Genomic DNA, 25,710 nt, shown 5'->3' on the forward strand with positions numbered 1-25,710 from the left:
ATGATCGACTCTGAAGGTTTCCGACCCAATGTCGGGATCATTTTGGCAAACGACTTTGGACAGGTTTTATGGGCAAAACGCATTGGACACAATGCTTGGCAATTTCCACAAGGAGGTATCCAATATGGAGAAACCCCCGAACAGGCACTTTATCGTGAGCTGAGAGAAGAAGTTGGCTTACTGCCCGAACACGTCGAAATTGTAGCGCAAACTAAAGGGTGGTTGCGCTACCGTTTGCCACATCGGTATATACGTACGGATTCAGACCCCGTATGTATAGGTCAAAAACAAAAGTGGTTTTTACTCAAGTTAACCGCTTCGGTACAGCATATTCAATTGAATTTGTCCGATCCACCCGAGTTCGACCAATGGCAATGGGTGAGCTATTGGTATCCATTAGGGCAGGTGGTGAATTTCAAGCGAGATGTCTACCGTAAAGCTATGGTGGAATTGTGCAATCAATTACCCATAAAAAAACCTTAAAAAAATGTATAAATATGCAGATTTTTTAAGACACTATTGCTATAAATAAAACTAATTTACATTTTTTTTGGGAGCAGACTCTATGTCGAACATGCAACTGGATACCCTTAGACGTATTGTGCAAGAAATCAATGCGTCCACCAGTATGCATGAATCACTCGATATTATGGTCAATCAGGTCGCTGAAGCGATGCATGTCGATGTCTGCTCGATCTATCTTTTAGATGAACGTAACCAACGTTATCTGCTCATGGCTTCTAAAGGGCTAAATCCTGAATCTGTCGGACATGTGTCCTTACACACAGGCGAAGGTTTGGTCGGTCTGGTTGGACAACGCGAAGAGATTGTCAATCTAGACGATGCACCCAAACATGAACGCTTTATGTACCTACCAGAAACTGGGGAAGAAATTTATAACTCTTTCCTCGGTGTACCCGTCATGTACCGTCGCAAGGTGATGGGTGTGTTGGTGGTTCAAAATAAAGATAAACAAGATTTTAGTGAAGCGGCTGAATCCTTTCTTGTCACACTCTGTGCGCAGCTTTCAGGCGTAATCGCGCACGCACATGCTGTTGGCAATATTGATGTGTTCCGTAAACCCAACAATTTACCTGCTTACAAAACCTTCCAAGGGGTGTCTGGTTCAGGAGGTATTGCATTAGGTCGCGCTGTCATTTTATATCCTCCTGCTGACTTATCGGCAGTACCAGACCGTGAAGCTGATGACATTAGCGAAGAATTGGCTTTACTGGATAGTGCACTCAAGGCTGTTCGAGAAGAAATTCAATCGCTCGACGATAAAATGCAAGATGCCTTGATGGCAGAAGAACGTGCATTGTTTAGCGTCTTCCTGCGTATGCTGGACGAAAATGCCCTACCAGCCGAAATTAAATCGGAAATCCGGGATGGGAATTGGGCACAAGGTGCCGTCCGTATTGTGATTGAAAACCATATTGCGCTATTTGCACAAATGGAAGATGACTATTTACGCGAACGCGTGGCCGACCTGAAAGATTTAGGTCGACGTATTTTGGCTTTTTTACAAGAAGCTGATTCTAGCCACCGTGAACTGACCGACGAAAGCATCCTGATTGGCGAAGAAATTTCAACTGCGGCATTGGTCGAATTACCAGTGGATAAGATTGCAGCGATTGTGACCAGCGAAGGGGCAATGAATTCGCACATGGTCATTGTGGCACGTGCACTAGGAATTCCAACAGTGGTTGGGGTGACTGAACTGCCAATTAATACCCTTGATGATGCTGAGATGATTGTCGATGCACATCAAGGTCGGGTATTTATTAATCCACCACGTCGTTTACGTACTCGCTATAAAGAAATCCAAAAAGAAGAAGAGCAAATTGCCAAAGATCTCAAGCAATATGAGACCAAAGATGCAATTACGCCTGATGGCGTTGCTGTGCCTCTTTATGTGAATACAGGTCTCATGATTGATGTCGTTCGTGGTGTACAACGTGGCGCCAAAGGTGTTGGTCTATATCGCTCTGAAATTCCATTTATGTTACGTGACCGCTTCCCCGGAGAAGAAGAACAACGTGCCATTTATCGTCAACAGCTCAGCCACTTTGCCAACAAGCCTGTGGTTATGCGTACCCTCGATATTGGTGCGGATAAAGATTTGCCTTATTTCTCGATTGAAGAAGAAAACTCTGCCTTGGGCTGGCGAGGTATTCGTTTTACCCTCGATCATCCCGAAATTTTTTCTTCACAAATTCGAGCGATGCTCAAAGCTAGCATTGGACTAAATAATCTGCATATTTTATTGCCGATGGTGACCAGTGTCAGTGAAGTCGAAGAAGCTTTGTATTTACTCGATCGTGACTGGCAAGCGGTGCAAGAAGAAGAGCAGGTTAAAATCAATAAGCCGAAAATTGGCATAATGGTTGAAGTACCGAGTGTGCTGCTACAAATTGAAGAGTTTGCAGAGCTGGTGGATTTCTTCTCAGTGGGTTCGAATGACTTAACCCAATATTTATTGGCGGTTGACCGTAATAATCCACGCGTTGCCAATGTCTACTCACACTTTCACCCTTCAATTTTAAGAGCGCTCACGCGTTTGGTTCAAGAGTGTCATAAGTACAATAAGCCCATCAGTATTTGTGGTGAAATGGCGGGTGATCCGCTCTCTGCCGTCCTGCTTATGGCAATGGGCTTTAATACGCTTTCTATGAGTTCAAGTAACATCTTGCGTGTACGTAAAGCGATTTGTCATGTTCCGATGTCTGATGCTCAAGAACAACTGGATCGTGTTTTAAAAATGAGTAATCCACTCATGATAAAAAGTTGGATGGAATATTATTTCAAAACGCATGGCTTAGCCGATATGGTGAAATCAAGTACTCGTATTGTGGGTGCTTAACACATCCATCATGCTGCACAGAATAGCAATAAAAAAGGGCGATAATCTTCGGAATATCGCCCTTGCTTATGTTTGCTATAACCTCGTTTTGCATTTTTCTTTCGATCTACAAAAACGTGGCTTTGGTTAACTTCATGCATGTGTTTTGCCACAAAGTTGTGAATCACGACTTTTGGCTCAGCTTTCTTCTTGGCCATTCTGTTCCACCTTTTAAATACAGATTTCAATTTTTCTACTTTTACAGCAGGAAAATAAGCATACGCCTTTTTGGCTATTTTACAAGCAGATTTATGCCCATATTGATCATCATCCTCGCCCCAAGTTCACAGCAAAAATACAGATTATTGTATGCAAATTTTGCCTAAATACCTGAATTTGAAGATGGGTATGTCAGCCATGCTGGCTTAAAGATATAATAGAAGTTATTTCACAAATTGGTACACCCTTATGTCAAACCAAGAGGAGTTATTAAAGCTCGATAATCAACTTTGTTTTGCTTTATATTCGACTCATCTTGCGCTGAATCAGTACTATCGAAAATTATTACAGCCGCATGGAATTACCTATCCACAATATTTGGTCATGCTGATTTTATGGGAACAAGATCAGCTCACTGTGTCTGAGATTGGACAACGAATTTTTTTAGAATCTTCCACCCTCACTCCCTTATTAAAACGGCTGGAAAGTTTAGGTTTTATTGAACGCAAACGCTCAGTTGAAGATGAACGACGAGTACTGATTTCCTTGACCACCAACGGACAGGCTCTAAAACAAGCCGTAATGCCAATTCCTGAACAAATTCTGACAGCCATTCAATGTGCGCCAGACCAAGTCAGTCAGTTACGTGAAGAACTCAATCGCTTACGTGCTCAATTAAAAGAGCAATGATGCAGAAAATGGATCAAAATCAGATTGAAATGCCATAGCTGTACATTTTAAAATCAATGTATCGCATTCATGTCTCTACAACGCCAGACAGACTTTTCGGCATGACCAATACTGAAAAATTATTCATATCTGTGAACAATACAATTCAGTATCTGTACTTGATAATGTCTCAATGAGCCGACCTCTTCAGGAGAAGACCGACAGAATAAAGACATCACCCCGTACATAACAAGACTGAGATTAAAAACAGTAAAATCGTCTACGCAAGAGTAAACAATAACGATAGAACGGTCTTTCTTCACACAACGCTTGAGCTTGATCAGTGCAATATCAATGATAAAAAAGCAACTGTAAAAGGATGACAATCATGAGGAATCAAAACATTTAGGTTGTCCAGATATCCACAAGGAAAATTGAGTATGGATATATTTGATAGGGTTCCCTTACCTTCGCCAAATTTAACTGTGGGTGAGTTTTTGGTTAGGCAGACGCATATATGCTTAGACCCTGTCATGCCTCATTGGTTACAACAAAGACATTACAATACATTTACGCCCACGCAGAAGAGTGAAATTATACAATCTTATGGTGTTGGTGAGGTCATTGAGTCTCTAAATCCTCAATTTCCCGTAGGGGTTCAAGTGGTGGGGATTACAGGTTGGAATGAATACGTTTTAGGACATTCTGAGATGTATATTATTGATTCGAGCCTCCCTGCGGAAGCCGTACTTTCTTTATTCTATTTTACAGGTCTTACCGCATATATAGGGTTAATCAAACTTGCCCAACCGAAAGCTGGGGAAACGCTCCTGATTGCCAATGCAGCAAGCACACTGGGTTCTTTACTGGGTCAACTCGCAAAAGCCAAAGGTCTAAGGGTCATCGGCTGTTCGGACTCCAGTAAAAAATGCCAATACTTAGTAAATGAATTGGGTTTTGATTCAGCCATTCATATGAGCAACAAACATTCTGCCACCCAATTAAGCCTTGCAGCACCAGATGGTATAGACATCTTCTTTGATAATAAAGATGAACCACAACAAAGACTAATTTATGCGCAAATGAATCAATCTGGACGTGTCATCGTATTAGACAAGCCATTCACACAGCACCCCACGTCTTACCATTCAGCAAATTTAGAGGGTATTCAGCACAGGTACTTAAGTATTCGGGGGACTATGCTCAGCCCCTATCTCGAATTTATGCATGAATCGAATCGAGTAATCGCTGAATATTTAGCTCAAGGGAAAATGACTTATCAAGCACATCTGATTGAGGGTTTTGACCATTTGCCTGAAGCTTTAATTCATTACTTCAATGAAGAGGCCATGGGAACCTTGATTGTAAAGTTCTAGTTCTACGACCCAGTTTTCATACTTCAAGTTTAGAAACTTGATTGTTCAAAATTATGCAACATCACACATAAAAAAAGCCCAACATCCTGTCGGGCCTTTTCCATATTTGTTGCTCGGTATAACTTCCTGTTGCACCAAAACGATCCTTGCTTTAGAACATTTCAATCCTTGAATGTTCTGGAACATCCTGTTCCTGAATGAAATGCATGATAGGTGATTTCAAAAAAATTGCCTATACGCAAAGTCCATCATTCATTGTACGCTTTGGCTTACACGATTGATTAAAAAATCATCTAATTTATGGTATTTTGTTCAAAAAACAATATTTTATACCGCTAAGACTCGAGCCAATATTTTCTCGACATTTTGCTGTTGTACTTCAAGTATCCCCACAACACGACCATGGAACGCCTGATAACGGGATTGAATAAATACATCTGCAATGAATGCAGGGGCATACTGTTGTAATAAACTGGCTTGTGCCAAAATCACCAACCGACTGACTAAGCTTCGTGCCATAAACTCGAGTTGCTCAGGTGCTTGCTGAAATAACTGTAGCAATTGTTGCAGTTCTGCTTGTAATAATGGCTGTTGCTGGGCTACATCGGCAAAAGACTGCAACAACACCTGCATGGATTCTGGATCTCGTTGAATCGCACGAAGCACATCTAAACACATCACATTGCCTGAGCCTTCCCAAATGGTATTCACAGGCGCTTCTTTAAAAATTCTCGCCATAATCCCTGCATCAACATAACCGTTACCCCCAAAGACTTCCATCATTTCGCCTGTTAGCTCCACCGCGCGTTTACAAATCCAGAACTTCGACGCTGGGGTCATAATGCGTTTCCATGCCACAGATAAAACATCTTCTTGCTCATAGCAATGTGCCAAATGGAAACTGAGTTGTACTGCGGCTTCGGTTTCCAAAGCCAAATCCACCAAAACGGCTTGCATCAGCGGTTGTTCAGACAAATGTTTTCCAAAAGCCTTACGCTGTCGGGTATAAGCAAGGCACTGCACTAAAGCTTGTCGCAGCATAGCGCTGCTACCTACCGAACAAGTGAGCCGAGTATAATTTGCCATTTCAATAATAGTAGGAATACCGCGTCCCACCTCACCAATCATAATGCCCCAAGCCTCTTTAAATTCGACTTCGGAACTGGAATTACTGCGGTTCCCTACTTTTTCTTTTAGGCGTTGAATCTGTACGGTATTTTTACTGCCATCTTCTAGCCAACGCGGTACAAAGAAACAGGCCAAACCATCCTGCTCGGTTTGTGCCACCACCAAATGTGCATCACACATGGGGGCAGAGAAAAACCATTTATGACCTGTCAGCAAATAAGCTTGACCACGCCCCGACTCTGTAACTGGAATCGCAATGGTTTCATTGGCTCGCACATCTGAACCGCCCTGCTTTTCGGTCATGCCCATGCCCAGCCAAATTGATTTTTTCTGACTGATTGGCACATCACGCGCATCGTATTCGGTTGATAATAACTTAGTGCCAATTTTTTCCCACAATTCAGGTTCACGTTGCAGCAATGGAATACTGCCGAGCGTCATTGCGGTTGGACATAAGCTGCCGCATTCGACTTGTCCACTCAAATAAAAGCGTGCTGCCCAATCCACCCACGCAGTTTGGGATTGCGGTGCAATAAAAGGATAGGCATGTACAGCATGGTTTCGATTCAATTGCATCCACTGATGCCATGCAGGATGGAACTCAATACAATCTTTGCGACGTCCACGTGCATCGAAGGCATGTAAGATGGGGGTATGCCGATTAGCTTGATCTGCATATTGGTAATATTCTGCCGAGCCTGCAACTTGCCCAAGTATTGTTAACGCAGGCTGATCTTGACTGCCATACCGAGTCAAAATTTCTTGTAAAACCTGATCGGTGCTAAATGGGTTATAGCCCTGCTTTTCATCAAATTGATTACTGATTTGATGAGTTGTCCATGTATTCATCATCTTTATTTTGCTCTTGTTCTAATTCGATTTTCATTTCAGTATAGAGAAAAAATGACCTTGATATGTTCAGCTTTGTGCAATGAAGAATCCTGAAGTCCAAGTGCGTCGTAGACCGCGCCAATCCAGAGCCAAGCTCACACAAGAAGCTTTGCAAGAAAGTTTTGTTCGGCTTTTACATGAGCGTCATGCGCACGAAATCACCATTCGTGAAATTACGGATATAGCAGGAGTCGGCTTGGGTACCTTTTATGAATACTTTTCAAAGAAGGAAGATTTGGTTGCATTGACCATTCATCAACATGTGAAAAGTAATGCCGAACTACTCAAAAGTTATGCACAAAGTCTGATGGAGTTATCCACAAAATTAAGTTTTGCAGACTATTTACAGCAGATTATCCACTTTCAGCTTGAACAGATTCAGGCTCGGCAGTTTCTTTGGGCACAGACTTTTTTGCTCGAACGGCAAGTTTCGAACATTGAAAGTTACCGTAAAAGTTATGCCATGATGGTACAGATGTGGCACAGCATCCTTAAGCCTTATATTGATGATGCAGAACAACTCCAGCACATCAGTTTAAATGTGCAACGGGTCTGTTATGGCTTTGTGTCACAGACCTTGTTGGTCGAGCCTGAATTTATAGAATGGATCATGTTGGAGAGAGATATTCTTCAAAGTTTAGAAAAGATTAATTCAAAATAAAAACAATCGCTTATAAGCAAATTAGCCATCTTGAATTGGCCAAACAGAACTAGTTGCAAAAAAGCCGACTTGTTTCAAAGTTGGTGTTTTGTACATTCTTTAGCAGGTGTAAAATCCTTAAGCTATTGATATTTAAATTAATATATGAGTACATATTTCATAATGTCGATTATATTAAATAGTGGAAATTTCTAAAACTGTTTTTGATAAAAATGGGCTAATTCTATATGTTTTATGATAGTAATCTTGAGCTACATAGATATTTATAAATTGATCGTAAAGATGTCATTCGCAATAATTTTAAGCATGTTCATGTTCTCTCTGAGTATGTCTATTTCGCCTGGTCCAGTAAATATAACAATACTGTCAACGAGTTTAAATCATGGTTTTATTAAAACATTTCCTTTTATATCAGGAGCTACTATTGGGTTTGTATTGCTTTTAATATCCGTAGGATTCGGTTTTTCTAAAATTATAAATGCTTACCCTATCATCTTTAAGTTGTTAGAGTTTTTAGGATCTGCTTTTATTATTTATATAGGTTATAAAATACTATCATCTAAACCAGAAATTGAAGTCAATCATAATAGCTCTATCCCTAATTTTATAGATGGATTCTTGTTGCAGTGGTTGAATCCTAAAGCATGGATTGCGTGTGCTTCAGGTGTTGCTTTATTTTCAGTACCGCATACTAACACTCCACTTACAGTATTTATCTGTATTTACTTTCTAATTTGTTATTTATCTTTAGCTTTATGGGGGGCTTTAGGAGGAAAATTATCTATTGTATTGAGCAATAGTCAGCGTATTTTATTCTTCAATAGATTAATGGGTTTTTCCTTAATCTTCCTTTCTATATATATGATATTGAATCTTTTCATTATTAAATGAACTATAAATTTTATTAATTAACGAATAGGCAATACTATTGATGGGTAAATTGGCTGGCCAAATCGCATATACATTTAAAGGTTGTAGTTCCCATTGAGGTAAAACTTTTACAATATCCCCCTTAATAATGTCATTTTTAATTAAATAATCAGGAGGAGCAGCCAAGCCAGCATCAAGTTTTGCTAGTTGATAAGAAGCTTCTACATTATTTACACAAATATTTGGATTATAGGAAATTTTTATTTCCTCACCATTCTTGTTGTTTTTCAATATTCTTGAATGTGGACGCATACTTAGACCAATCCATTTCATGGCTTCTAAGTCATAGGGTGTTTTCGGTTCACCGTAGGTCTTAAGAAAGTTTTTTGTCGCAACAATACTTCTTGGTAGATCAAACAAATACTTAGCTTTTAGAGCGCTATCCAAAGGCTCTCCTATTCTAAAAGCTACATCTATATTTTCAAAAACGATGTCATTTTTTTCATCATCACACGTAATATTTAATATTAAATCAGGAAAATATTTTATAAAATCAGTAATATGATTCATAAATTCCCCATGGATAAAAATAGCAGGAATAGAGATATTTAATTTTTTATTCCCGATGATTGAGCTTTTTCTTAAACCATTAATACCTTGCTCATAGGTGTCTAATATGGATTTAGCTGTTTCTAAAAGCTTTTCTCCATCATGAGTGAGAGTTATTTTTCGAGTATTTCTATAGAACAAAGCACACCCCAAATTTTTTTCTAATTTTGTAAGGTGTTGACTAGCGGTTGCACAAGATAAGCCAATCGCTTTAGCCCCTTTGCTAATAGAGCCTATTTCAGCAATTTTGGCAAAAACTATTAAGTATCTAATATCTTCAATCATTTCATACCATATATTAAATAAAATCTAAAATTAGCATAATACACCGTATACGAAAGGTAATTGTTATTCCCCAATTAAAATGTCTGCTTTTAGAATATATGCATTTTCGATTTTCTTAGCGGACTGTTTGATATGTTGGTGTCTATGTCGGATAAAGAACTTAAATAATTGTCGGTCTTGCAAGAAATCTGTGATCAATGCATCCAATGCCATAAATCAGACGAATAAAGCTCGAAGTATTCCAGGGTTCTTAAGTGACATCTATGCCTCGTTATGTGCATCCCAATTAAATCACCGAAATAAGCCAATCATTCAAATTATAGAATCATTGACTTAAACAGGATTGAGGTTAAATAGATAAAAAAATAGGAGTAAATAAAAAAATGATAACTTTTGAGAAATTATTAAAAAGCCAGCATTAATGCTGGCTTCCTTTAAAGTTAGAAATTATAGGTGATGCCGAACTTTGCAGTTCGTGGTTGTCCTGGATAGACATAACGGTTGAAAGCACTGTCATCATATTCTTTATTAAAAATATTTTTAATATCAAAACTTAAGCGTACATCTTTGTTCCAATCATAATAAGAAATCAAATCTGTTGTTGCATAACTGCCCATGTCATAGGAGCCATTGGCAGTTTGGCCTTTACGGCTCCCCACATAACGTTGATTCACTCCAAGCCCTAAGCCATTCAATGCACCTGATTTAAACTCGTAAATACTGAGTAAATTAAATGAATCTTGAGGAATATTGGCTAAACGGGTGCCTTTTGCCAAAGAATTATCTTTACTCACAGCCGCATCGACATAAGAGTAATTACCAATAATTTTCCATGCAGATGTAATATTACCTACGAGACTTAAATCTACCCCCTTACTCGTCACCTCTCCTGCGGCAACGCTCTTGGTTGAATCTAATGGGTCTAGAGTCAATACATTTTCTTTCTTTACATAATAGATTGCGGTATCAAAAGAAAGTTGATTATCCCATAAGGCATACTTTGAGCCAATTTCGTAAGAAATGCCTTCTTCTGGATCGAAGCCTTGATTGTTACGATCTGCTCCCGGGTTCGGTTTAAATGATTTACTGATATTACTGTAAACCATAAATTGATCCGTTAGATCATAGGTCAAACCAATACGTGGAATAAATGCATTAGTGTCCGTAGACCATGAAGTACTATTGACGAAATTACTATAATCTTGCTTATAGTTTTCAAAGCGCATCGCAATTAAAGTATTTAAACGATCCGTGATGCGAATTTGATCTTGGACAAAAAAGGCTTGGCTTTTCAGTTGCTCACGGTCATTCGTGGTCACGTTAACCAATTCTGGCAATGGTTGTGTGTTGTAGGGTTGGTTGATGTTTAAATCAAAACTATCTCTTGAACGGATGATATAGGATTTATAATCGTAATCTTCAAGCTCAATCCCTGAGATTAAAGTATGTTGTAAATTGAATAGATTGAAATTACCAACGACATTGGCTTGAAAATTTTTATCAATCCAATCTAAGTTACGCCAATTATAGTTGCGGGTAATCACTTCACCATTGCTATTCGCTTTGATTCCATTGGCTTCAACTGCATAACCATGTAAGTTCCCATTTAAATATTGAGCACCAATATTCAATTTCCACGCATCATTGAGCACATGTTCAACACGGAACTGTAGCATGTCGTTATTATTATATAGACGATTGCGATCTTTACCTGATTCCCACCAATAGTTTGATGAATCAAATGAAGTTTTTTGCTGCCCATCATAACGAGTAAAGCCACGATCCAAGGCATGCTGATTACGTAAAAAATCAGCTTCAAATGTCAATTTGGTAGCATCCGAAGGCGTCCATTGCAGCACAGGTGCAATATTCCAACGTTTAGAATCCACATGATCACGATAAGTATTGCCATTTTCACCCATCAAATTTAAACGATAGGTGAGGCTTTCATCTTGTGTTAAAGCACCAGTGGTATCTACGGTGCCACGGTATAAACCCTCTTCATCAACAGTTAAACCTAAAGTTGTTTTCTGTTCAGTTTGCGGTGTTTTACTCACTACGTTAAATGTTCCACCGGGATCACCACGCCCATATAAACTTGATGAAGCCCCTTTTAACACTTCAACTCGTTCCACGGTACTGCTATCGGGCGCATTAGGATAACCACGGTTAATTGGGAAACCATTTCGATAATATTCGCCACTGGTAAATCCGCGCGAAGTAAAGGTTGTTAAACCTTGTCCACCAAAGTTATTCGCCCGCCCAACACCAGCGACATCAAGTGCTTCAGATAAACGTGTTGCTTGAATGTCTTTTAAAACAGCTTCAGGAATAACTGTCACAGCTTGAGGTGTTTCTTTCAGTGAGGTATTAGTTCGCGTTGCTGAGCTGGCAGTACTTACTTTATAGGTTTTTCCAGCATCTTCAGAAGTACTAGTGGCTTGTAAACTAATGGTTGGTAAAGCACTGATTTGATCACTTGCAAAGACTGACATTACACAGCCAAGTGGCAGTAGACTTGGTAATAAACGACGTTTGAACACGGGAATATTTCACTGAAATTTGGTGATAATGATTATATTTTACAGTTTATAAAAATACACATTAAATTTTTAGTTTTGTGCCTTTATTCTTTTTATAAGTTATTGTTTGATTTTAAAGTTTTCCTAAAATCAACATAATCCACCTTATACAAAATTCAGTTAATAACGTAAATATTTCAATAGCTTAAAATATAAAAGGCCAAGTGTACAACGCATTGAGTTTTCGATGAAAACTCATCGTTCAATAAAAAACCGCCCTTACGAGCGGTTTTTTATTTTGCGAAAACTACTTCACATCAAAACGGTCTGCATTCATCACTTTATTCCAAGCAGCAATAAAGTCATGTACAAATTTCTCTTTGTTGTCATCCTGCGCATACACCTCAGCATAAGAACGTAAAATTGAGTTTGAACCAAACACCAAGTCTACACGGGTTGCCGTCCATTTCACTGTACCCGTAGCACGGTCAGCAATTTCATAACGGTTTTTACCCACAGGTTTCCATGTATTGTTCATGTCGGTCAAATTGACAAAGAAATCATTGCTGAGCACGCCAACACGGTCGGTCAATACGCCTTCTTTCGCACCGCCATAGTTGGTGTCGAGCACACGCATCCCCCCAATCAACACCGTCATTTCAGGTGCAGTTAAGCCCATTAATTGGGTACGATCTAACAGCATTTCTTCAGGTTGCACCGCATAATCTTGCTTTAACCAGTTGCGGTAGCCATCATGAGTAGGCTCTAAATCAGCAAATGAATATTCGTCAGTTTGCTCCTGTAAAGCATCTCCTCGACCTGCAATAAATGGCACTTTCACATTCACGCCTGCGGCTTGGGCTGCTTTTTCTACCGCAGCCGTACCTCCCAATACAATCAGGTCAGCAATACTCACTTTCTTCGCCAACCCTGCCTGAATTTCTTCGAGCTTTGCGAGCACCCGTTGCAAACGCTCAGGCTCGTTGCCTATCCAGTCTTTTTGTGGAGATAAACGGATACGCGCACCATTGGCACCGCCACGGAAGTCCGAACCACGATAAGTTCTAGCACTGTCCCAAGCGGTGGTAATAAGATCACTGCTGGATAAACCACTATTAATGAGTTTTTCTTTCAATTCATCAATTTCTGCTTCAGATAGAGTGTAATCCACAGTCGGGATTGGGTCTTGCCAAATTAAATCTTCTGCAGGTACATCAGCCCCTAAATAACGTGATTTTGGCCCCATATCACGGTGTGTCAATTTGTACCAAGCACGTGCAAAAACTTCCGCCAAATAAGCAGGATCTTGATAAAAACGCTCTGAAATTTTGCGGTATTCAGGATCCATTTTCAGTGCCATGTCGGCATCGGTCATCATTGGATTACGACGCACATTCGGGTTATGTGCATCGACAGGCTTGTCTTCCTCTTTGATGTTAATTGGTTCCCATTGCTTAGCGCCCGCAGGACTGGTGGTTTTTTCCCACTCATAGGTGAACAGCAAATAGAAGAACTCGTTATCCCACTTGGTTGGGTGTGTAGTCCAAGCACCTTCTAAACCACTGACCATGGTATTAGGGCCATTGCCTGTCCCTTCTGGGTTATGCCAACCTAGACCTTGGAATTCAACATCTGCACTTTCAACATCTTTACCGAGTAATTCAGCTTTACCATTGCCGTGCGCTTTACCGACAGTATGACCACCTGCGGTCAACGCCACAGTTTCTTCATCATCCATTCCCATACGGTCAAAGGTCACGCGCATGTCTTGTGCGGTACGCAGCGGATCTTGCACACCATCAACCCCTTCAGGGTTTACATAGATCAAGCCCATTTGTACCGCAGCCAAAGGATTTTCCAGTGATTGACGGTCTTGGTCGCTGCCATAGCGGTTGGCGGTTGGTGCCAGCCATTGATGCTCTTCGCCCCAGTAAATGTCTTTTTCTGGATGCCAAATATCAACTCGCCCCCCTCCGAAACCAAACGTCTTTAATCCAGCAACGTCATACGCCACAGTCCCTGCAAGGACAATTAAATCGCCCCAAGACAGTTTATTGCCATATTTTTTCTTAATTGGCCAAAGTAAACGACGGCCTTTATCCGTATTAACGTTATCTGGCCAACTGTTGAGTGGAGCAAAACGCTGGTTACCTGTATTTGCACCACCACGACCATCTTGCTTACGGTATGAACCCGCCAAATGCCATGCAGTACGTACAAACATCCCGATGTAGCTACCATAATCCGACGGCCACCAGTCTTGGCTGCTGTTAATTAAGTCCCGAATATCTTGTTTAACGGCGTCTAAATCGAGCGATTTGAAGGCTTCGGCATAATTAAAGTCAGGATCGAGCGGATTGGTTTTGGTGTCGTGTTGTGAAAGGATGTCTAAATTAAGTGAATTTGGCCACCAATCGCTATTTGAGCTGGCAGCGGAGGTATTGGCACCATGTGAAAATGGGCACTTACCTGACGAGGCTTGCGAATTATTGTCCATGTTATGTCTCCAGACTCAAGTCTTTCAATGATTATTATTGAACCGTGTAAAAGTAGTGTTCGACTATCAACATAGCCTTTTTTTTAGACAAGCTAAAGCGGTATTTACTAATCAAAACAATCGAATTCTTCTATATAAGCATTGAAGAAAAAAAGATTTTTAAAGGGTTGTGGACACACATTTTATGTCTACGGGCTTCACAACACTCGTACTGTTTAGCATTTCAAACAGCATGATTCTGGATAAAATATAGACTATATGTGATAGATAAATTCTGCTATTTTGAACGGATGAGGACTTTAGAACATAAAAATGCAGAATGATCTCGATCACATCATTCAACAGTACGACATCATCTTATTTGATGCGATTTGTGTTATCTGTAATGGTTGGGCACGTTTTCTCATCCAACATGACCCGCAGGCTCAATTCAAACTCGTTTCAGCACAGTCCCCTTTGGGAGAAAAAATTCTTGAATATTATGGTCTGTCGACCACGCATTACACCACCATGGTTGTGATTATAGATGGACAATTATTTACAGAATCTACCGCCTTATTCAAAGTTCTGGCTCGGCTCGGTCTACCTTTCTCTCTGATGAAAACGGGTTATCTTATTCCCCGACCATTTCGAGATTTTCTTTATCGTCGTGTTGCACTCAATCGCTATACCCTTTTTGGTAAAACCGATGATTGCCTCATGCCATCCCAAGAAAATAAGCATCATTTTTTAGAACAGGTCATCCGTGAATACTCAACGATTCCATAAGAAAACGCTTCAAACCATTCATATGAGCCTAGCAATACTGTGGATTTATCAAGGTCTGATTCCCAAAATTCTATTTCAAGCCAATGATGAACGCCGTATTTGGATGTTACAGGGATTCAATGAACATACTGCACTGAACCTTATGCAATATTCGGGCGCAATCGAAATCATCTTCGGAGCATTATTTTTAACGGGTTATAAAACCTTAGCGCTCCATTACCTCAATATTGTCGGCATGCTCGGATTAAGCTTTTTAATTTTGCTCGTCGACCCACACTATTTCACCCAAGCCTTTAATCCATTTGTCATGAATATCGCAATGATGGCTTTGTCTTTAACCGCGATTCACCTTTTAAAATATCCAGAAAGAAACGCATAATGAACAACATTCAACGTCAATATTAAACAATTAAACGCTTACCTTCACGAATGCAATAAAACGGATTCATTAATTTTGACGAACCGCGCATCGCTACATGTAAATCATGTTCAGGTTGCTCACGTGCTTCATCGGTCAATTGATAGCTACGGTAATGAATAGCCAATGAACATTTGGCATGCAAATCTTTATGTGCCTGAAATGCATCTTCAGGATTCATATGCATATAACGCATCAACTCACGTGGCTCATAAGCACCAATCGGCAATAAGGCAATACGTGGAGGCCCCAAACGGGTATGAATTTCCTTAAAATGCGGTGAATAGCCTGTATCGCCCGCAAAGAAACTATATTCACGTCCCTGTTTAACTGCAAAACCACCCCAAAGCGCCATGTTCTGATCACGTACACCACGACCTGAACCATGCTGTGCAGGCGTATAAATCAATTCCAGTTCATGAAACTGTGCAGATTGCCACCAATCCAATTCAATCACATGCATACTTTTAGGTAAGTACCACCCATTACCTAAACCCGTATAAATTGGCATGGCAAATTTTTCATGCAACCAGTTCAGGCTTGCCAAATCCATATGATCATAATGATTATGGCTAAGCAAAACAGCATGAATGGTCGGTAATTCCTCTAAGGCAATGCCTGCGGGACAAAAACGCTTAGGACCACGTCCCTGTTTTGGACTGACAAATTCCGCCCAAACTGGATCCGTTAAAAAATTATAAGGACCTATCTGTAACAGAACTGTGGCATGCCCCACAAACCAGACTTGCCAATTATTCAGTGCTGCATTCGGACGATTTTGTGGCAATACACGTGGAGTCGCAGAAGCAACATCTGATGGGGTTTCTTTGTCCCAAGTCGATGACTTGCGTTTTAACAACCATTTAAACAAGTCAAAATGGCTACGCCCCTCTGGTGCATGAAGCGGATTCAAAAATCGCGTACCATTAAAGTGAGCAGATTCAAGATACTGAAAAGAAGGTTTACGCCAAGTATGTGACCAACACTCTTGGGTTTTAATCTGGAAATGCTGTTGTTCTAAGTTCTGCTTCATGTAATATCATTATCTAAAAGAAACGTCACATTCAATGCAATAACATGAATGTCGAGATTGGCGTGTTTCTTATTGTAGATACTCTATTGGCTAATTCAAGCCAAACAACAAAATATAAACTTTAGACTTCTATGAAATCAGACGGCATAGCAACGCGAGTGGTCATACTCAAATTTGATGGGAATAAAAAAGCGGCAGACTCGAATTAAACTCAGTCTGCCGAGGTTGTAAACTCAAATCTTAAGCAATCTTACGTAAATCTAAAGCAAGATCTAAATGCTTTTCGGCTTCAAATGCTGCACTTTTAGCAATTAACTTTTTCAAGTGACGCATCTCCTTGGCTGCATTGACTGTGATCCCTCCCACAATTATGCCGTCGGTTACACCGAACAGAACAAATGAAGAGGCTGCTCGAAGTTCAGGCCGAATTACACCACGAACAATCCACTCTGCAGCAGCCATATCACCGACAAACTGATAGTTAATATCAAGCTGATCCGTCCAAAACCATGCAGGATTAGGAGTCGGATGTTCAATACCCAGAATATGACGCGCAAAAATTCCTGCTTGTAGATTGGCATTTTCCCATGTTTCCACACGACGATACTGCCCATCCGCACGTAACTGTGTCGCAACATCACCTGCGGCATAAATATCAGGATGTGAAGTTTGACAGTTTTGATTCACCTGAATCGCAACATCCACCGCTAAGCCTGCATCTATTGCAAGCTGTGCATTTGGGACAATGCCAACACCATAAATCACCGCATCTGCACGCAGTTCTTCACCATCCGCTAAAGTGATTACAACTTCTTCACCTTGCTGATTCTGCTCAAGACGACAGTTTGTAATTGAAGTTGCTAAACGGACATCGACACCAGCAAGATGCTGTTGTGCCAATAAAAACTCACTCAAAATCTGCGGAGATGAACGCCCCATCACCATCGGTCCCATTTCAATCACGGTCACTTGGCAATCTTTAAAGCGCGCAGAGGAAGCTAACTCAAGACCGATTACACCACCGCCAATCAGTACAATACGTTGCCCTGCTTGTAGGACAGGCACCAATGCTTGTGAATCTTCCAAATTACGTAAGGTATAAACGTGTTTACCTAAAGCATCGAAATTCGGCAAGCGGCGCGCTGCGCCCCCTGTGGCAAGCAACAGTTTGTCATAAGCAACAACATCACCCTTTTGCAATTCAACGGTTTTTGCCTCAGGGTTGATTTTGACTACGCCATTGCCACGAATATGCGTTACACCTAAAGTCGCCAATTTCTCTTCAGATAAAATCTCAACCTTAGTTTCTTCTGGCTTTAAAATCACATCTTTAGACAATGGTGGACGTTCATAAGGCAAATGAAGTTCATCCCCAATCAGGATAATGTTGCCTGCAAATTTATTGCTACGGAGTTCTAAAATCGCGCTTGCCCCTGCTTGGCCTGCACCGACGATGACGATGGTTTCGATATTGCTCATGTAATTAACCTTTTAACTCTGCCGATACGATGCCAAAGCCCGCAATCCACTCGCTGATGTCTTCATAACAATGCGTTGTCATCTCGTATTCGCCAAGTTCATGTAAGGCTGCAAATGCCGCCATCCAAGAACGGACTTCCTGACCACCACGCCCACCATCACGGCGAATGTCTGCTTCAGTCATGGCTTCAATCGTGGCGAAGTCTGCTTTGGCCAATGTTTCAAGCAATGCACGATCCCATTCTGGATTGAGCGGCACTGCCACAGATTGATCGCCTGCAGCCAGTTTTTGACCCACAGCAATAATTTTGGCTTGACGGTTATTGCGTGATTCTGCGGATGGGTTACGTCCACAAATCAAAAACTCTTCCACTTCTGGCGGTACAGCGCCCATTTGTGGTGTCGGAGGATCATGCGAAAGTCCACCTGTTCCTAAAATTAAAACCCGTTCATTTTCAAGATTTAAGGACTGAATAAACTGTCCAACGGCACGCCCCAAAGCGACGGTACGCTTGGTGGTTGGCATCGGTGCCGCTGCGCCATTAATAAAAATAGGAATGGTTGGATAACGATCTAATTGACCATCACACAGGAAATGTAGTGGCTGCGTCACGCCATGGTCAGCTTGCATTCGGTAGGAATAGGCAACATCGACACCTTCATCAAGTACACGACGCACCAAAGCAAGCGCTGTGTCTTCAGGGACATTAATTTTGTCGTTGTCTTTACCGTAGTCCCAATCGCCTGCCGCAGTCGCACGAATACCCACACAGAAGCTTGGCATCAGGTCATAGAAAAAACCATTAAAGTGGTCTGGACCAAAAGTAATGATTAAAGTCGGATCGTAAGCTTTAACTTCTTTGGACAGCTTTGCGAAAGTCTCACGTACAACGTGTTCTTTACGCTGTTCTTGTGGAGTTGCGAACTCCATTAAAGGACTGTGCGATGCACAAATGAGTTTAACGGCCATGTATGACTCCAAAATCAAAATATCTACTGAAAATACAGTTGCCCAGTAAAGTCTTTAGCAAATGGCTTAAATCATTGTGAGTGGCTCCAAATGAAATATAGAATTCACGATGCTATTCACTATCACGGTTGGCGACATGGATGTCGCCGTTGGGTGGAGGTTTCAGGGATGAACCTCTCACCCAACAAGGGATTTTTGTTACTTTTGATCCGTCAAAAGTAAGGAAATGCCTCCGCAAAACCATCTAAACTTTTGCATTTATTTGTAGCCGTGCCTTATTTAAATTTGGGCCAATTAAAAGTAAGACACCACGCCAAGGTCACTCATCAAAGAACCCTGCACGAGGTTGGCGTAAACCACGGATTCCCAAACCACATTCAGCATTGATCAAGACACCTGTCAGTGGACGGTTGTTTTGACGTGATGCCAACAGGACGTATGAACCTGTCATTTCTTCTGGTTCAGGCAAGAAATTCAGCGGCATACCACGGGCAATCTTTTCAGGGTCACGTGCATCCAATAGACCCAAGTTTTCTTGACCTAAGGACGCTGCTCCTTTGATATTGACATTCATACCTGACGGCGCGACCGCATTCACTCGTACTTTAGGCGCAAGCTCATAGGCCAATTCTTTCATCACGCCTACACCTGCATGCTTAGAGGCTGTATATACGGGGCCTCCGCCTGCCGAATACAAGGCTGAATTAGACAAAGTAAATATGATTGACCCTTCAGAAGCTATCAATGCATCCAGTGCTGCCTTCGCACCTAAGATGAGCGATTTGGTATTAATGCCCATAATTTCATCGAAGGCTTTTTCTAACTGCTCACCTGATGTATTGACGATATCGGCATAATGATCCCAAATACCGGCATTACCGACAAAACAGTCCAGTTTGCCAAAACGCTCAACGGTCGCTTGAACAGCACGGACATTGTCTGCATAGCTGGCTACATCACCTTCAATCGCAAGAACTTTACCACCGAAGTGTTCGTTCAAGGCAGCCACTTTTGCTTTTGAACGTTGAAGAACCGCAACTTGTGCGCCCTCTTCCAAGAAACGCTCAACCAAAGCCCAACCCAGACCTGAACCACCACCCGTAATAAGTGCAACTTCGCCTTGTAGCCAACCCATGATTACTCTCCTGCCATCTCTACGAACAATTGACCATCTTCAACAATCACAGGGAAAGTTTTGATTGGATCAGTTGCAGGTAGACATAAAGCTTCACCTGTTTTCAAGCAGAAACGTGCTGAATGCAATGGGCATTCAACCGTACCATCATCTTCAAGATAACCTTCAGACATAGAAGCATTACCATGTGAACAACGGTCATTCATGGCGAAGAATTCTCCGCCATTGTTGAACACTGCAAGCGCTTCAATACCGTTCACGCCGCAATCTACTTTTAGCGCTTCGCCTTCGTCTAATTCGTCAACTTGGCAAACAAAAATCTTATTCATTAGAAGAATACACTCAGGTTATGTGAGTTATAAGTCACTTGATCTAACGTAATTTTACGGTTGAAGATTTGGAAGCCCAGATCACTTTCAACTTTACGGATCTTGTCGTGACGCTTACCACAGTAAATCGTTACGTCTTTCTCTTTTTGCGTACGGTATAACAAATAAGTTACGTACACGTCGTATTCGCCTTCCACTTCAGTCGGCTCTACAATCACGTTGCTCACCATGTGAGTGGTCCGTGATGGAGGCTCTTCAGCCCAAGCCATACCAGTTTCAAGACGCGCAACACGACGCTCTAAAAGATCTTTGGTATCGTTAAATACCCAAGTCGTTGGCGGTTCAACTGAACGGCGGCGGTCACGGGTTTGTGCATTTGGTGTCGTGCGCAGCGTATAAGAAATATCGTCCGCCAACATATCCAACCAATCGCGGAATTTCCAATCGTCCAGCGCTTTGCCTTCACGATAGAGAAACTGACTAATTTGATGATGAAGTTCTAAACTGATCTGACTCATTTCATTAGCTCCTTCTCATATTGCTCAGCGGCTTTTTCAACCTCTTCCCATGTGTCATGAATCAACAGATCTGCCCAACGACGGTATAAAGCACGTGCCGCAGTTTCAGAGAAAATGTAGTTGGTAATGCCAGGAATACCATCTTCACGTTTTTTCTCGTTACCCAAGCCCATTTCCATAATGAGTGGGTTATTACGCGCTTTATAACCACGTAATACTTTTTGAATCTCAATCCAGTTCTCAGAGTCATCTTGCTCTAGGAAACCCGCAGGGCCAAAGGCACGTGTTGCAGAACGCTCAAAAGCTTCTTTCACTTCTTGCGACGCTTCAGCATCGGCAATACAGAATGCCCAGACTTCAGTTTTATTTGGACCACGTGGGTGCCATACGCGAAGTGTTGCCGTACCGTTTAACCAAGACATGGTTGGGAACATGTTGTTGTGACCCGCCAAACGCAATGCGCGCGTTTCACCCAAACGTTCTTTGACTTCTTCATACGTTTCACGGAAGTAGTTGGCAACTTCACCATCTACCCAGACGTTTGCATCGGGTTTTTCAGTAAAGAAGAAACCTGAACCATGACCACGCGAACCGTATTGGATGGCATCTTTAGCCGTTTCCCATACTGGGCGTGCAGTTTGTGCTGCACCTAATTTTTTAGAAGACTCGTCATCTGGTTTTGCACCCAACACTTGAATGGCAGATGCATGAGAGAACAAAGCATGGTACTGATCTGATGCGAACTGTTCCGCAGCAAATTTCCAGTTACACTCGATTTCCCACTTATGTACCCCACCAATAATTTCAGTTCCGCCCGGACGGCGATCGACCACACCATCTAAATACCAAGCGATGTCGCCCATGTATTCAATAAGGTCTGGGGTAGACTCATCCCAACAACCGAAGATTAAGCCCTTATAAGACTCAACACGATTCACTTCAATCAGACCCCATTTTTCTTTGCAGGCACCTTGCGGGAAAGCACGATCTTCTAATGGAATATCTTTCAGTGAACCATCCACCCCGTAAGACCAGCCATGGTATGGACAGGTAAAGGCACGGGTATTTCCACAGTCAGCAAAGCTAACGCGCATAGAACGGTGACGGCACTGGTTTAAAAGTGCCTTGATTGAGCCATCTTTTTGACGAACTACAATAATCGGGTCTTCACCCATGTAGGTATTAAAAAAATCGCCTGCCTTTGGAATTTGGCTCTCATGACATAGGAATAACCATGTACGCCCAAATACACGTTCCAGTTCTAATTCGTATAAATCTGGATCGGTATAGATGGATGGCGAGATACGTCCATTTTGTGCATCGACCAAAGCGTCGATTTCACGCACATCAATTTTTCCACTCATGAAAAGCTCTCCTGCGACCAATACTCGGCACAACGTAAATAGACTCAACTTTTGAGGCATCATGATTTTTTAGACAGCTTTAGGGAAATATTTTTTTTGTTTCAATTAATACGTTTTAGCAATTATTGGAAAAGCTATTTCTTATATTAAAATCGCAGCACTAGGCTCAAGACCATTTATTTTCTAAATACTTGAATCATCTTCACAGCATAGTTGTTTATAGATTATACTTTGCCATAGTCGTGGTAAGACATTTTTTGGATTACTCAGTGGGTTATCGATATGGAACTTAGACACCTTCGCTATTTCATTACCGTTGCTGAAGAGCTCAACTTTAGCAAGGCAGCATTGAAACTTTACACCGCCCAACCCTCTTTAAGTCAGCAAATCAAAGACCTTGAAGAAGATGTTGGTGTGCAGTTACTGTATCGAACCAAGCGCAAAGTAGAGCTCACGGAAGAAGGTGCTGTTTTTCTGGAACAGGCACGCCTGACCTTAGCTCAGGCAGACAAAGCGGTCGCTATGGCACGTCAAGTGGCACAAGCCAAACAGCAGATGCTGCGCATTGGTTTTGTCCCTGTTGCGGAAATGAAAATCTTTCCTTATGTGCTGCCCAATTTACGGGTACAAAACCCAGACTTAAAAATTGAATTGCTCAGTATGAACAATACTGAACAAATGCGCTTACTAAAAAAAGGTGAATTGGACATTACCTTTACTCGGCATAATTTTCATAGCGATGAAATTGAAAGCCAGTTTGTCTTACGTGAACCACTGATTTTCTTACTGCCGAAAGACCATCCTTTGGCCAAATACGAGCGAATCCCGATTAAAGCTTTAAATGGTATTGATTTTATTATTCCCGCAGTCGAACAGTCACAGACCCTGCACCAGACCATTTTAGAGTTTGCTAAAGCCAACAACATTGAATTCAATATTGTGCAAAAAGCCGACAATATTCTGTTTAATATCAACTCGATTGGTATGGGACTCGGTTGCACCATTTTACCAGGCTACGTTGCACCCTTGACCATGAACAACACGGTAATTCGCCCACTTGAAGTCGAGCTCCCCTATTTGGATCTGTATGTGAGCTATCGTAAAAACAACACTTCACTGGCCGTGAATAAATTTCTAGAACTGCTGACTCGAATATTTTATTTGGATATTAACCGCGAATAAACCAACATCTGACCCACATCAATCATCCCATTAGGCACACCACTATTTTCTGAATAAATAGCGATGTGCTTTTTTCATGGAAAAATGCGCTACATCGTAAGCGTATTTGCAGCATTTCTGACTTATCCAACGTTCATCAGCTCACACTTTTCATTTTGTATTCTTTTTTAAGCTAGGGTATGGTGATAAAAAGCTGACTTTTTGTCAGGTTTTACCTACAACTTAAGTCTAAACTTAGGCTTATATTTAAACAGATCTTGGTACGTTAGCAGCACAAAAAAATATAACAGAAAAGGAGAAGATTATGCCGACGCACACTTTGCAGCGTTTAAAAACGGCAATGCAATTTCGCCCCTTCTTTTTCATTAGTTTTTTGATGACAGCCGTTTTTTATGCTCTGCTGAATACGTTTAATGACTGGTCTTGGTCGACCAATTTATTAATCAGTTGGAATATTGCCGTATCGAGTTATTTAGTTAAAACCATGACGACCCTGTGGTCTGTTGACCATCGACACATTCTGCAACATGCACAACAACAAGATGCGAGTAAATGGATCATTCTATTATTAGTGATCATGACATTAATAATGTGCTTGATTGCGATTGTGTTGGAATTGACCTATCTCCCTAACGATCCAACCATCAAATATGGCCACTTGGCTTTGTCCTTACTGACCATTATTAGTGCATGGTTTTTTATGCATACCGTGTTTGCCATTCACTATGCACATGACTATTATCTCGCCCTTGCAGATCAACAAAATGCGGGCTTAGACTTCCCGAAAACTACACAGCCGACCTATCCCGACTTCTTATACTTTAGTTATGTCATTGGTACCTCGGCACAAACAGCAGATGTGTCGATTACTTCCCGCTCCATGCGGATTTTAAATATTGTGCATATTATTCTGGCTTATGGTTTTAACACTTCCATTTTAGCCATTAGCATCAATGTTGCAGCAGGCTTCATTACGCTTTAAATCCGTTGTTCTTCTACATCTGCCTTTATAAAAGATATAAAAAAGGATGGTCTTAACCATCCCTTTTTCTTCAACTCAATAATCGGACTTAAATTATTGCACGCCACGTGCGCTTAAATAGTCTTTAATCACCGTGTTAAATTCCTCTGCCTTTTCAACCTGTGACCAGTGTCCACACTGACTGAAAATATGTGCATCTGCAAATGGTACGGTATTTAAAATATCCCATGAGCGAGATACTGGAATAACCACATCCTGTACACCATGAATTAACAACACAGGTACTTGGATGTCTTTCATTTTGTCAAAATCGAGTGGGAACTCGAAGCGATCACGGTCACGCGCGCCAACCACATCCATTAAACGGTCTGAAGCATAGTCATTTTTTGCCGCTTCAAAACGTACTTTCACCAATTCATCGGTAATTAAGCTTTTATCGACCACAAACATCGACAAAGTATTTTTAATGCCTTCTTCCGTCAAGACAGGATTGGCATGGGCTTTCAGTGCCGCAGTTTGTTTCGCGCCGCCCGTACCCATCGACACAATACCCAAGACACGTTCTGGATAGTCCAACACCATTTGAAAGGCTAACCAGCCACCCAATGAGTTGCCCACTAACCAAGTTTTTTCAATGCCTAATGCATCCAGTGTACGGACTGCATGATCTACCCATGCACGAATACCATAAGCCGTACCGTCTGCCACAACGGTCTGACCATAGCCAATCGAGTCAATCGCGATACAACGGGCTTGTTCAGCAATTTGCGGTAAGTTCAACCACCAGTTTGCCGCTGCCGATACACCTGTACCTGAACCGTGTAAAAATAAAATTGGGGTGCCTTCACCCAATTCATGGTAATGGGTTAACTCACCTTCCGCTGTTTCAATCCATTTATCTTCCAAGCCAAAGAATGGATCGGTGGTGTAATTGGGGATTTGGACCGTGCTCATAATTACTCC

The 25,710-nt window shown here is 41.4% G+C and carries 23 protein-coding genes and 1 pseudogene; 11 read left to right on the forward strand and 13 right to left on the reverse strand.

The window, feature by feature from the left end:
- Together M5E07_RS14065 and ptsP are read left to right on the forward strand one after the other, a co-directional pair.
- Entirely contained in the window at nucleotides 1-483 is a 483-nt protein-coding gene (locus tag M5E07_RS14065) for an RNA pyrophosphohydrolase (RefSeq protein WP_116758677.1), read from the forward strand.
- Between the two features lie 82 nt (nucleotides 484-565).
- Nucleotides 566-2,863, forward strand: coding sequence for a phosphoenolpyruvate--protein phosphotransferase (gene ptsP, locus M5E07_RS14070; RefSeq protein WP_116758678.1), 2,298 nt, complete (start codon nucleotides 566-568; stop codon nucleotides 2,861-2,863).
- An 8-nt stretch (nucleotides 2,864-2,871) separates the two neighbouring features.
- Here ptsP and M5E07_RS14075 read toward each other — a convergent pair whose 3' ends face one another.
- Nucleotides 2,872-3,060 carry a DUF7230 family protein gene (locus tag M5E07_RS14075; protein WP_116758679.1) on the reverse strand — a complete coding sequence of 63 codons (189 nt, stop codon included), beginning with the start codon at nucleotides 3,058-3,060 and terminating at the stop codon, nucleotides 2,872-2,874.
- Between the two features lie 250 nt (nucleotides 3,061-3,310).
- On the opposite strand from M5E07_RS14075, the gene M5E07_RS14080 reads away from it, so the two are divergent.
- Both M5E07_RS14080 and M5E07_RS14085 read left to right on the forward strand, forming a co-directional pair.
- Nucleotides 3,311-3,751, forward strand: coding sequence for a MarR family winged helix-turn-helix transcriptional regulator (locus M5E07_RS14080; RefSeq protein WP_116758680.1), 441 nt, complete (start codon nucleotides 3,311-3,313; stop codon nucleotides 3,749-3,751).
- Nucleotides 3,752-4,140: 389 nt separating this feature from the next.
- Nucleotides 4,141-5,106, forward strand: a complete 966-nt coding sequence (locus M5E07_RS14085; RefSeq protein WP_286675272.1) for an MDR family NADP-dependent oxidoreductase — start codon at nucleotides 4,141-4,143, stop codon at nucleotides 5,104-5,106.
- Between the two features lie 327 nt (nucleotides 5,107-5,433).
- Here the strand turns inward: M5E07_RS14085 and M5E07_RS14090 are convergent, their stop codons facing one another.
- Entirely contained in the window at nucleotides 5,434-7,083 is a 1,650-nt protein-coding gene (locus M5E07_RS14090; RefSeq protein ID WP_252223850.1) for an acyl-CoA dehydrogenase family protein, read from the reverse strand.
- Between the two features lie 82 nt (nucleotides 7,084-7,165).
- On the opposite strand from M5E07_RS14090, the gene M5E07_RS14095 reads away from it, so the two are divergent.
- On the forward strand, nucleotides 7,166-7,786 hold the full coding sequence (locus M5E07_RS14095; RefSeq protein ID WP_252220159.1) for a TetR/AcrR family transcriptional regulator: 621 nt from the start codon (nucleotides 7,166-7,168) through the stop codon (nucleotides 7,784-7,786).
- Between the two features lie 282 nt (nucleotides 7,787-8,068).
- Nucleotides 8,069-8,677 carry a LysE family translocator gene (locus tag M5E07_RS14100; RefSeq protein ID WP_252220161.1) on the forward strand — a complete coding sequence of 203 codons (609 nt, stop codon included), beginning with the start codon at nucleotides 8,069-8,071 and terminating at the stop codon, nucleotides 8,675-8,677.
- Here M5E07_RS14100 and M5E07_RS14105 read toward each other — a convergent pair.
- Nucleotides 8,627-9,550, reverse strand: coding sequence for a LysR family transcriptional regulator (locus tag M5E07_RS14105; protein ID WP_252220163.1), 924 nt, complete (start codon nucleotides 9,548-9,550; stop codon nucleotides 8,627-8,629). The genes M5E07_RS14100 and M5E07_RS14105 overlap by 51 nt on opposite strands.
- 220 nt (nucleotides 9,551-9,770) lie before the next feature.
- Here M5E07_RS14105 and M5E07_RS14110 point away from each other — a divergent pair.
- Nucleotides 9,771-9,887: pseudogene (locus tag M5E07_RS14110) on the forward strand (IS982 family transposase); the annotation flags it as partial.
- A 103-nt stretch (nucleotides 9,888-9,990) separates the two neighbouring features.
- On the opposite strand, the gene M5E07_RS14115 reads toward M5E07_RS14110, so the two are convergent.
- Nucleotides 9,991-12,045 (reverse strand): TonB-dependent siderophore receptor, encoded by a 2,055-nt coding sequence (locus M5E07_RS14115; protein WP_252223853.1) that lies wholly within the window; start codon nucleotides 12,043-12,045, stop codon nucleotides 9,991-9,993.
- Nucleotides 12,046-12,379: 334 nt separating this feature from the next.
- Complete coding sequence (katG, locus tag M5E07_RS14120) at nucleotides 12,380-14,569, reverse strand: catalase/peroxidase HPI (protein WP_252220166.1); 2,190 nt, start codon at nucleotides 14,567-14,569, stop codon at nucleotides 12,380-12,382.
- Nucleotides 14,570-14,881: 312 nt separating this feature from the next.
- Here katG and M5E07_RS14125 point away from each other — a divergent pair, with 312 nt between their 5' ends.
- Nucleotides 14,882-15,337, forward strand: a complete 456-nt coding sequence (locus M5E07_RS14125) for a thiol-disulfide oxidoreductase DCC family protein (RefSeq protein ID WP_252220169.1) — start codon at nucleotides 14,882-14,884, stop codon at nucleotides 15,335-15,337.
- On the forward strand, nucleotides 15,315-15,716 hold the full coding sequence (locus tag M5E07_RS14130; RefSeq protein WP_252220172.1) for a DoxX-like family protein: 402 nt from the start codon (nucleotides 15,315-15,317) through the stop codon (nucleotides 15,714-15,716). The genes M5E07_RS14125 and M5E07_RS14130 overlap by 23 nt, the downstream gene beginning before the upstream one ends.
- Nucleotides 15,717-15,738: 22 nt before the next feature.
- On the opposite strand, the gene M5E07_RS14135 is transcribed toward M5E07_RS14130, so the two are convergent.
- The 7 genes from M5E07_RS14135 to hcaE form a co-directional block, all read right to left on the reverse strand.
- On the reverse strand, nucleotides 15,739-16,788 hold the full coding sequence (locus M5E07_RS14135; protein WP_252220175.1) for an MBL fold metallo-hydrolase: 1,050 nt from the start codon (nucleotides 16,786-16,788) through the stop codon (nucleotides 15,739-15,741).
- 240 nt (nucleotides 16,789-17,028) lie between these two features.
- Entirely contained in the window at nucleotides 17,029-18,267 is a 1,239-nt protein-coding gene (hcaD, locus tag M5E07_RS14140; protein WP_252220178.1) for a 3-phenylpropionate/cinnamic acid dioxygenase ferredoxin--NAD(+) reductase subunit, read from the reverse strand.
- A 4-nt stretch (nucleotides 18,268-18,271) separates the two neighbouring features.
- Entirely contained in the window at nucleotides 18,272-19,237 is a 966-nt protein-coding gene (locus M5E07_RS14145; protein WP_252220181.1) for a 3-carboxyethylcatechol 2,3-dioxygenase, read from the reverse strand.
- 319 nt (nucleotides 19,238-19,556) lie between these two features.
- Entirely contained in the window at nucleotides 19,557-20,372 is an 816-nt protein-coding gene (gene hcaB, locus M5E07_RS14150; protein ID WP_252220183.1) for a 3-phenylpropionate-dihydrodiol/cinnamic acid-dihydrodiol dehydrogenase, read from the reverse strand.
- A gap of 2 nt (nucleotides 20,373-20,374) precedes the next feature.
- The gene (hcaC, locus tag M5E07_RS14155) at nucleotides 20,375-20,701 is read right to left on the reverse strand and encodes a 3-phenylpropionate/cinnamic acid dioxygenase ferredoxin subunit (RefSeq protein ID WP_067722172.1); all 327 of its coding nucleotides are present in this window, start codon (nucleotides 20,699-20,701) and stop codon (nucleotides 20,375-20,377) included.
- Complete coding sequence (gene hcaF / locus M5E07_RS14160; protein ID WP_252220185.1) at nucleotides 20,701-21,219, reverse strand: 3-phenylpropionate/cinnamic acid dioxygenase subunit beta; 519 nt, start codon at nucleotides 21,217-21,219, stop codon at nucleotides 20,701-20,703. Before hcaF ends, hcaC begins: the two co-directional genes overlap by 1 nt.
- Nucleotides 21,216-22,583 carry a 3-phenylpropionate/cinnamic acid dioxygenase subunit alpha gene (gene hcaE / locus M5E07_RS14165; protein ID WP_252220187.1) on the reverse strand — a complete coding sequence of 456 codons (1,368 nt, stop codon included), beginning with the start codon at nucleotides 22,581-22,583 and terminating at the stop codon, nucleotides 21,216-21,218. Before hcaE ends, hcaF begins: the two co-directional genes overlap by 4 nt.
- Nucleotides 22,584-22,865: 282 nt before the next feature.
- Between hcaE and hcaR the strand changes: the two genes are divergently transcribed.
- Entirely contained in the window at nucleotides 22,866-23,765 is a 900-nt protein-coding gene (hcaR, locus tag M5E07_RS14170) for a DNA-binding transcriptional regulator HcaR (RefSeq protein WP_116758695.1), read from the forward strand.
- A gap of 304 nt (nucleotides 23,766-24,069) precedes the next feature.
- Nucleotides 24,070-24,747, forward strand: coding sequence for a DUF1345 domain-containing protein (locus M5E07_RS14175; protein WP_116758696.1), 678 nt, complete (start codon nucleotides 24,070-24,072; stop codon nucleotides 24,745-24,747).
- 93 nt (nucleotides 24,748-24,840) lie between these two features.
- On the opposite strand, the gene M5E07_RS14180 is transcribed toward M5E07_RS14175, so the two are convergent.
- Complete coding sequence (locus M5E07_RS14180) at nucleotides 24,841-25,701, reverse strand: alpha/beta fold hydrolase (protein WP_116758697.1); 861 nt, start codon at nucleotides 25,699-25,701, stop codon at nucleotides 24,841-24,843.
- Nucleotides 25,702-25,710: the final 9 nt, after the last annotated feature.

It is taken from the genome of Acinetobacter tibetensis (assembly GCF_023824315.1).
Taxonomy (GTDB): domain Bacteria; phylum Pseudomonadota; class Gammaproteobacteria; order Pseudomonadales; family Moraxellaceae; genus Acinetobacter; species Acinetobacter tibetensis.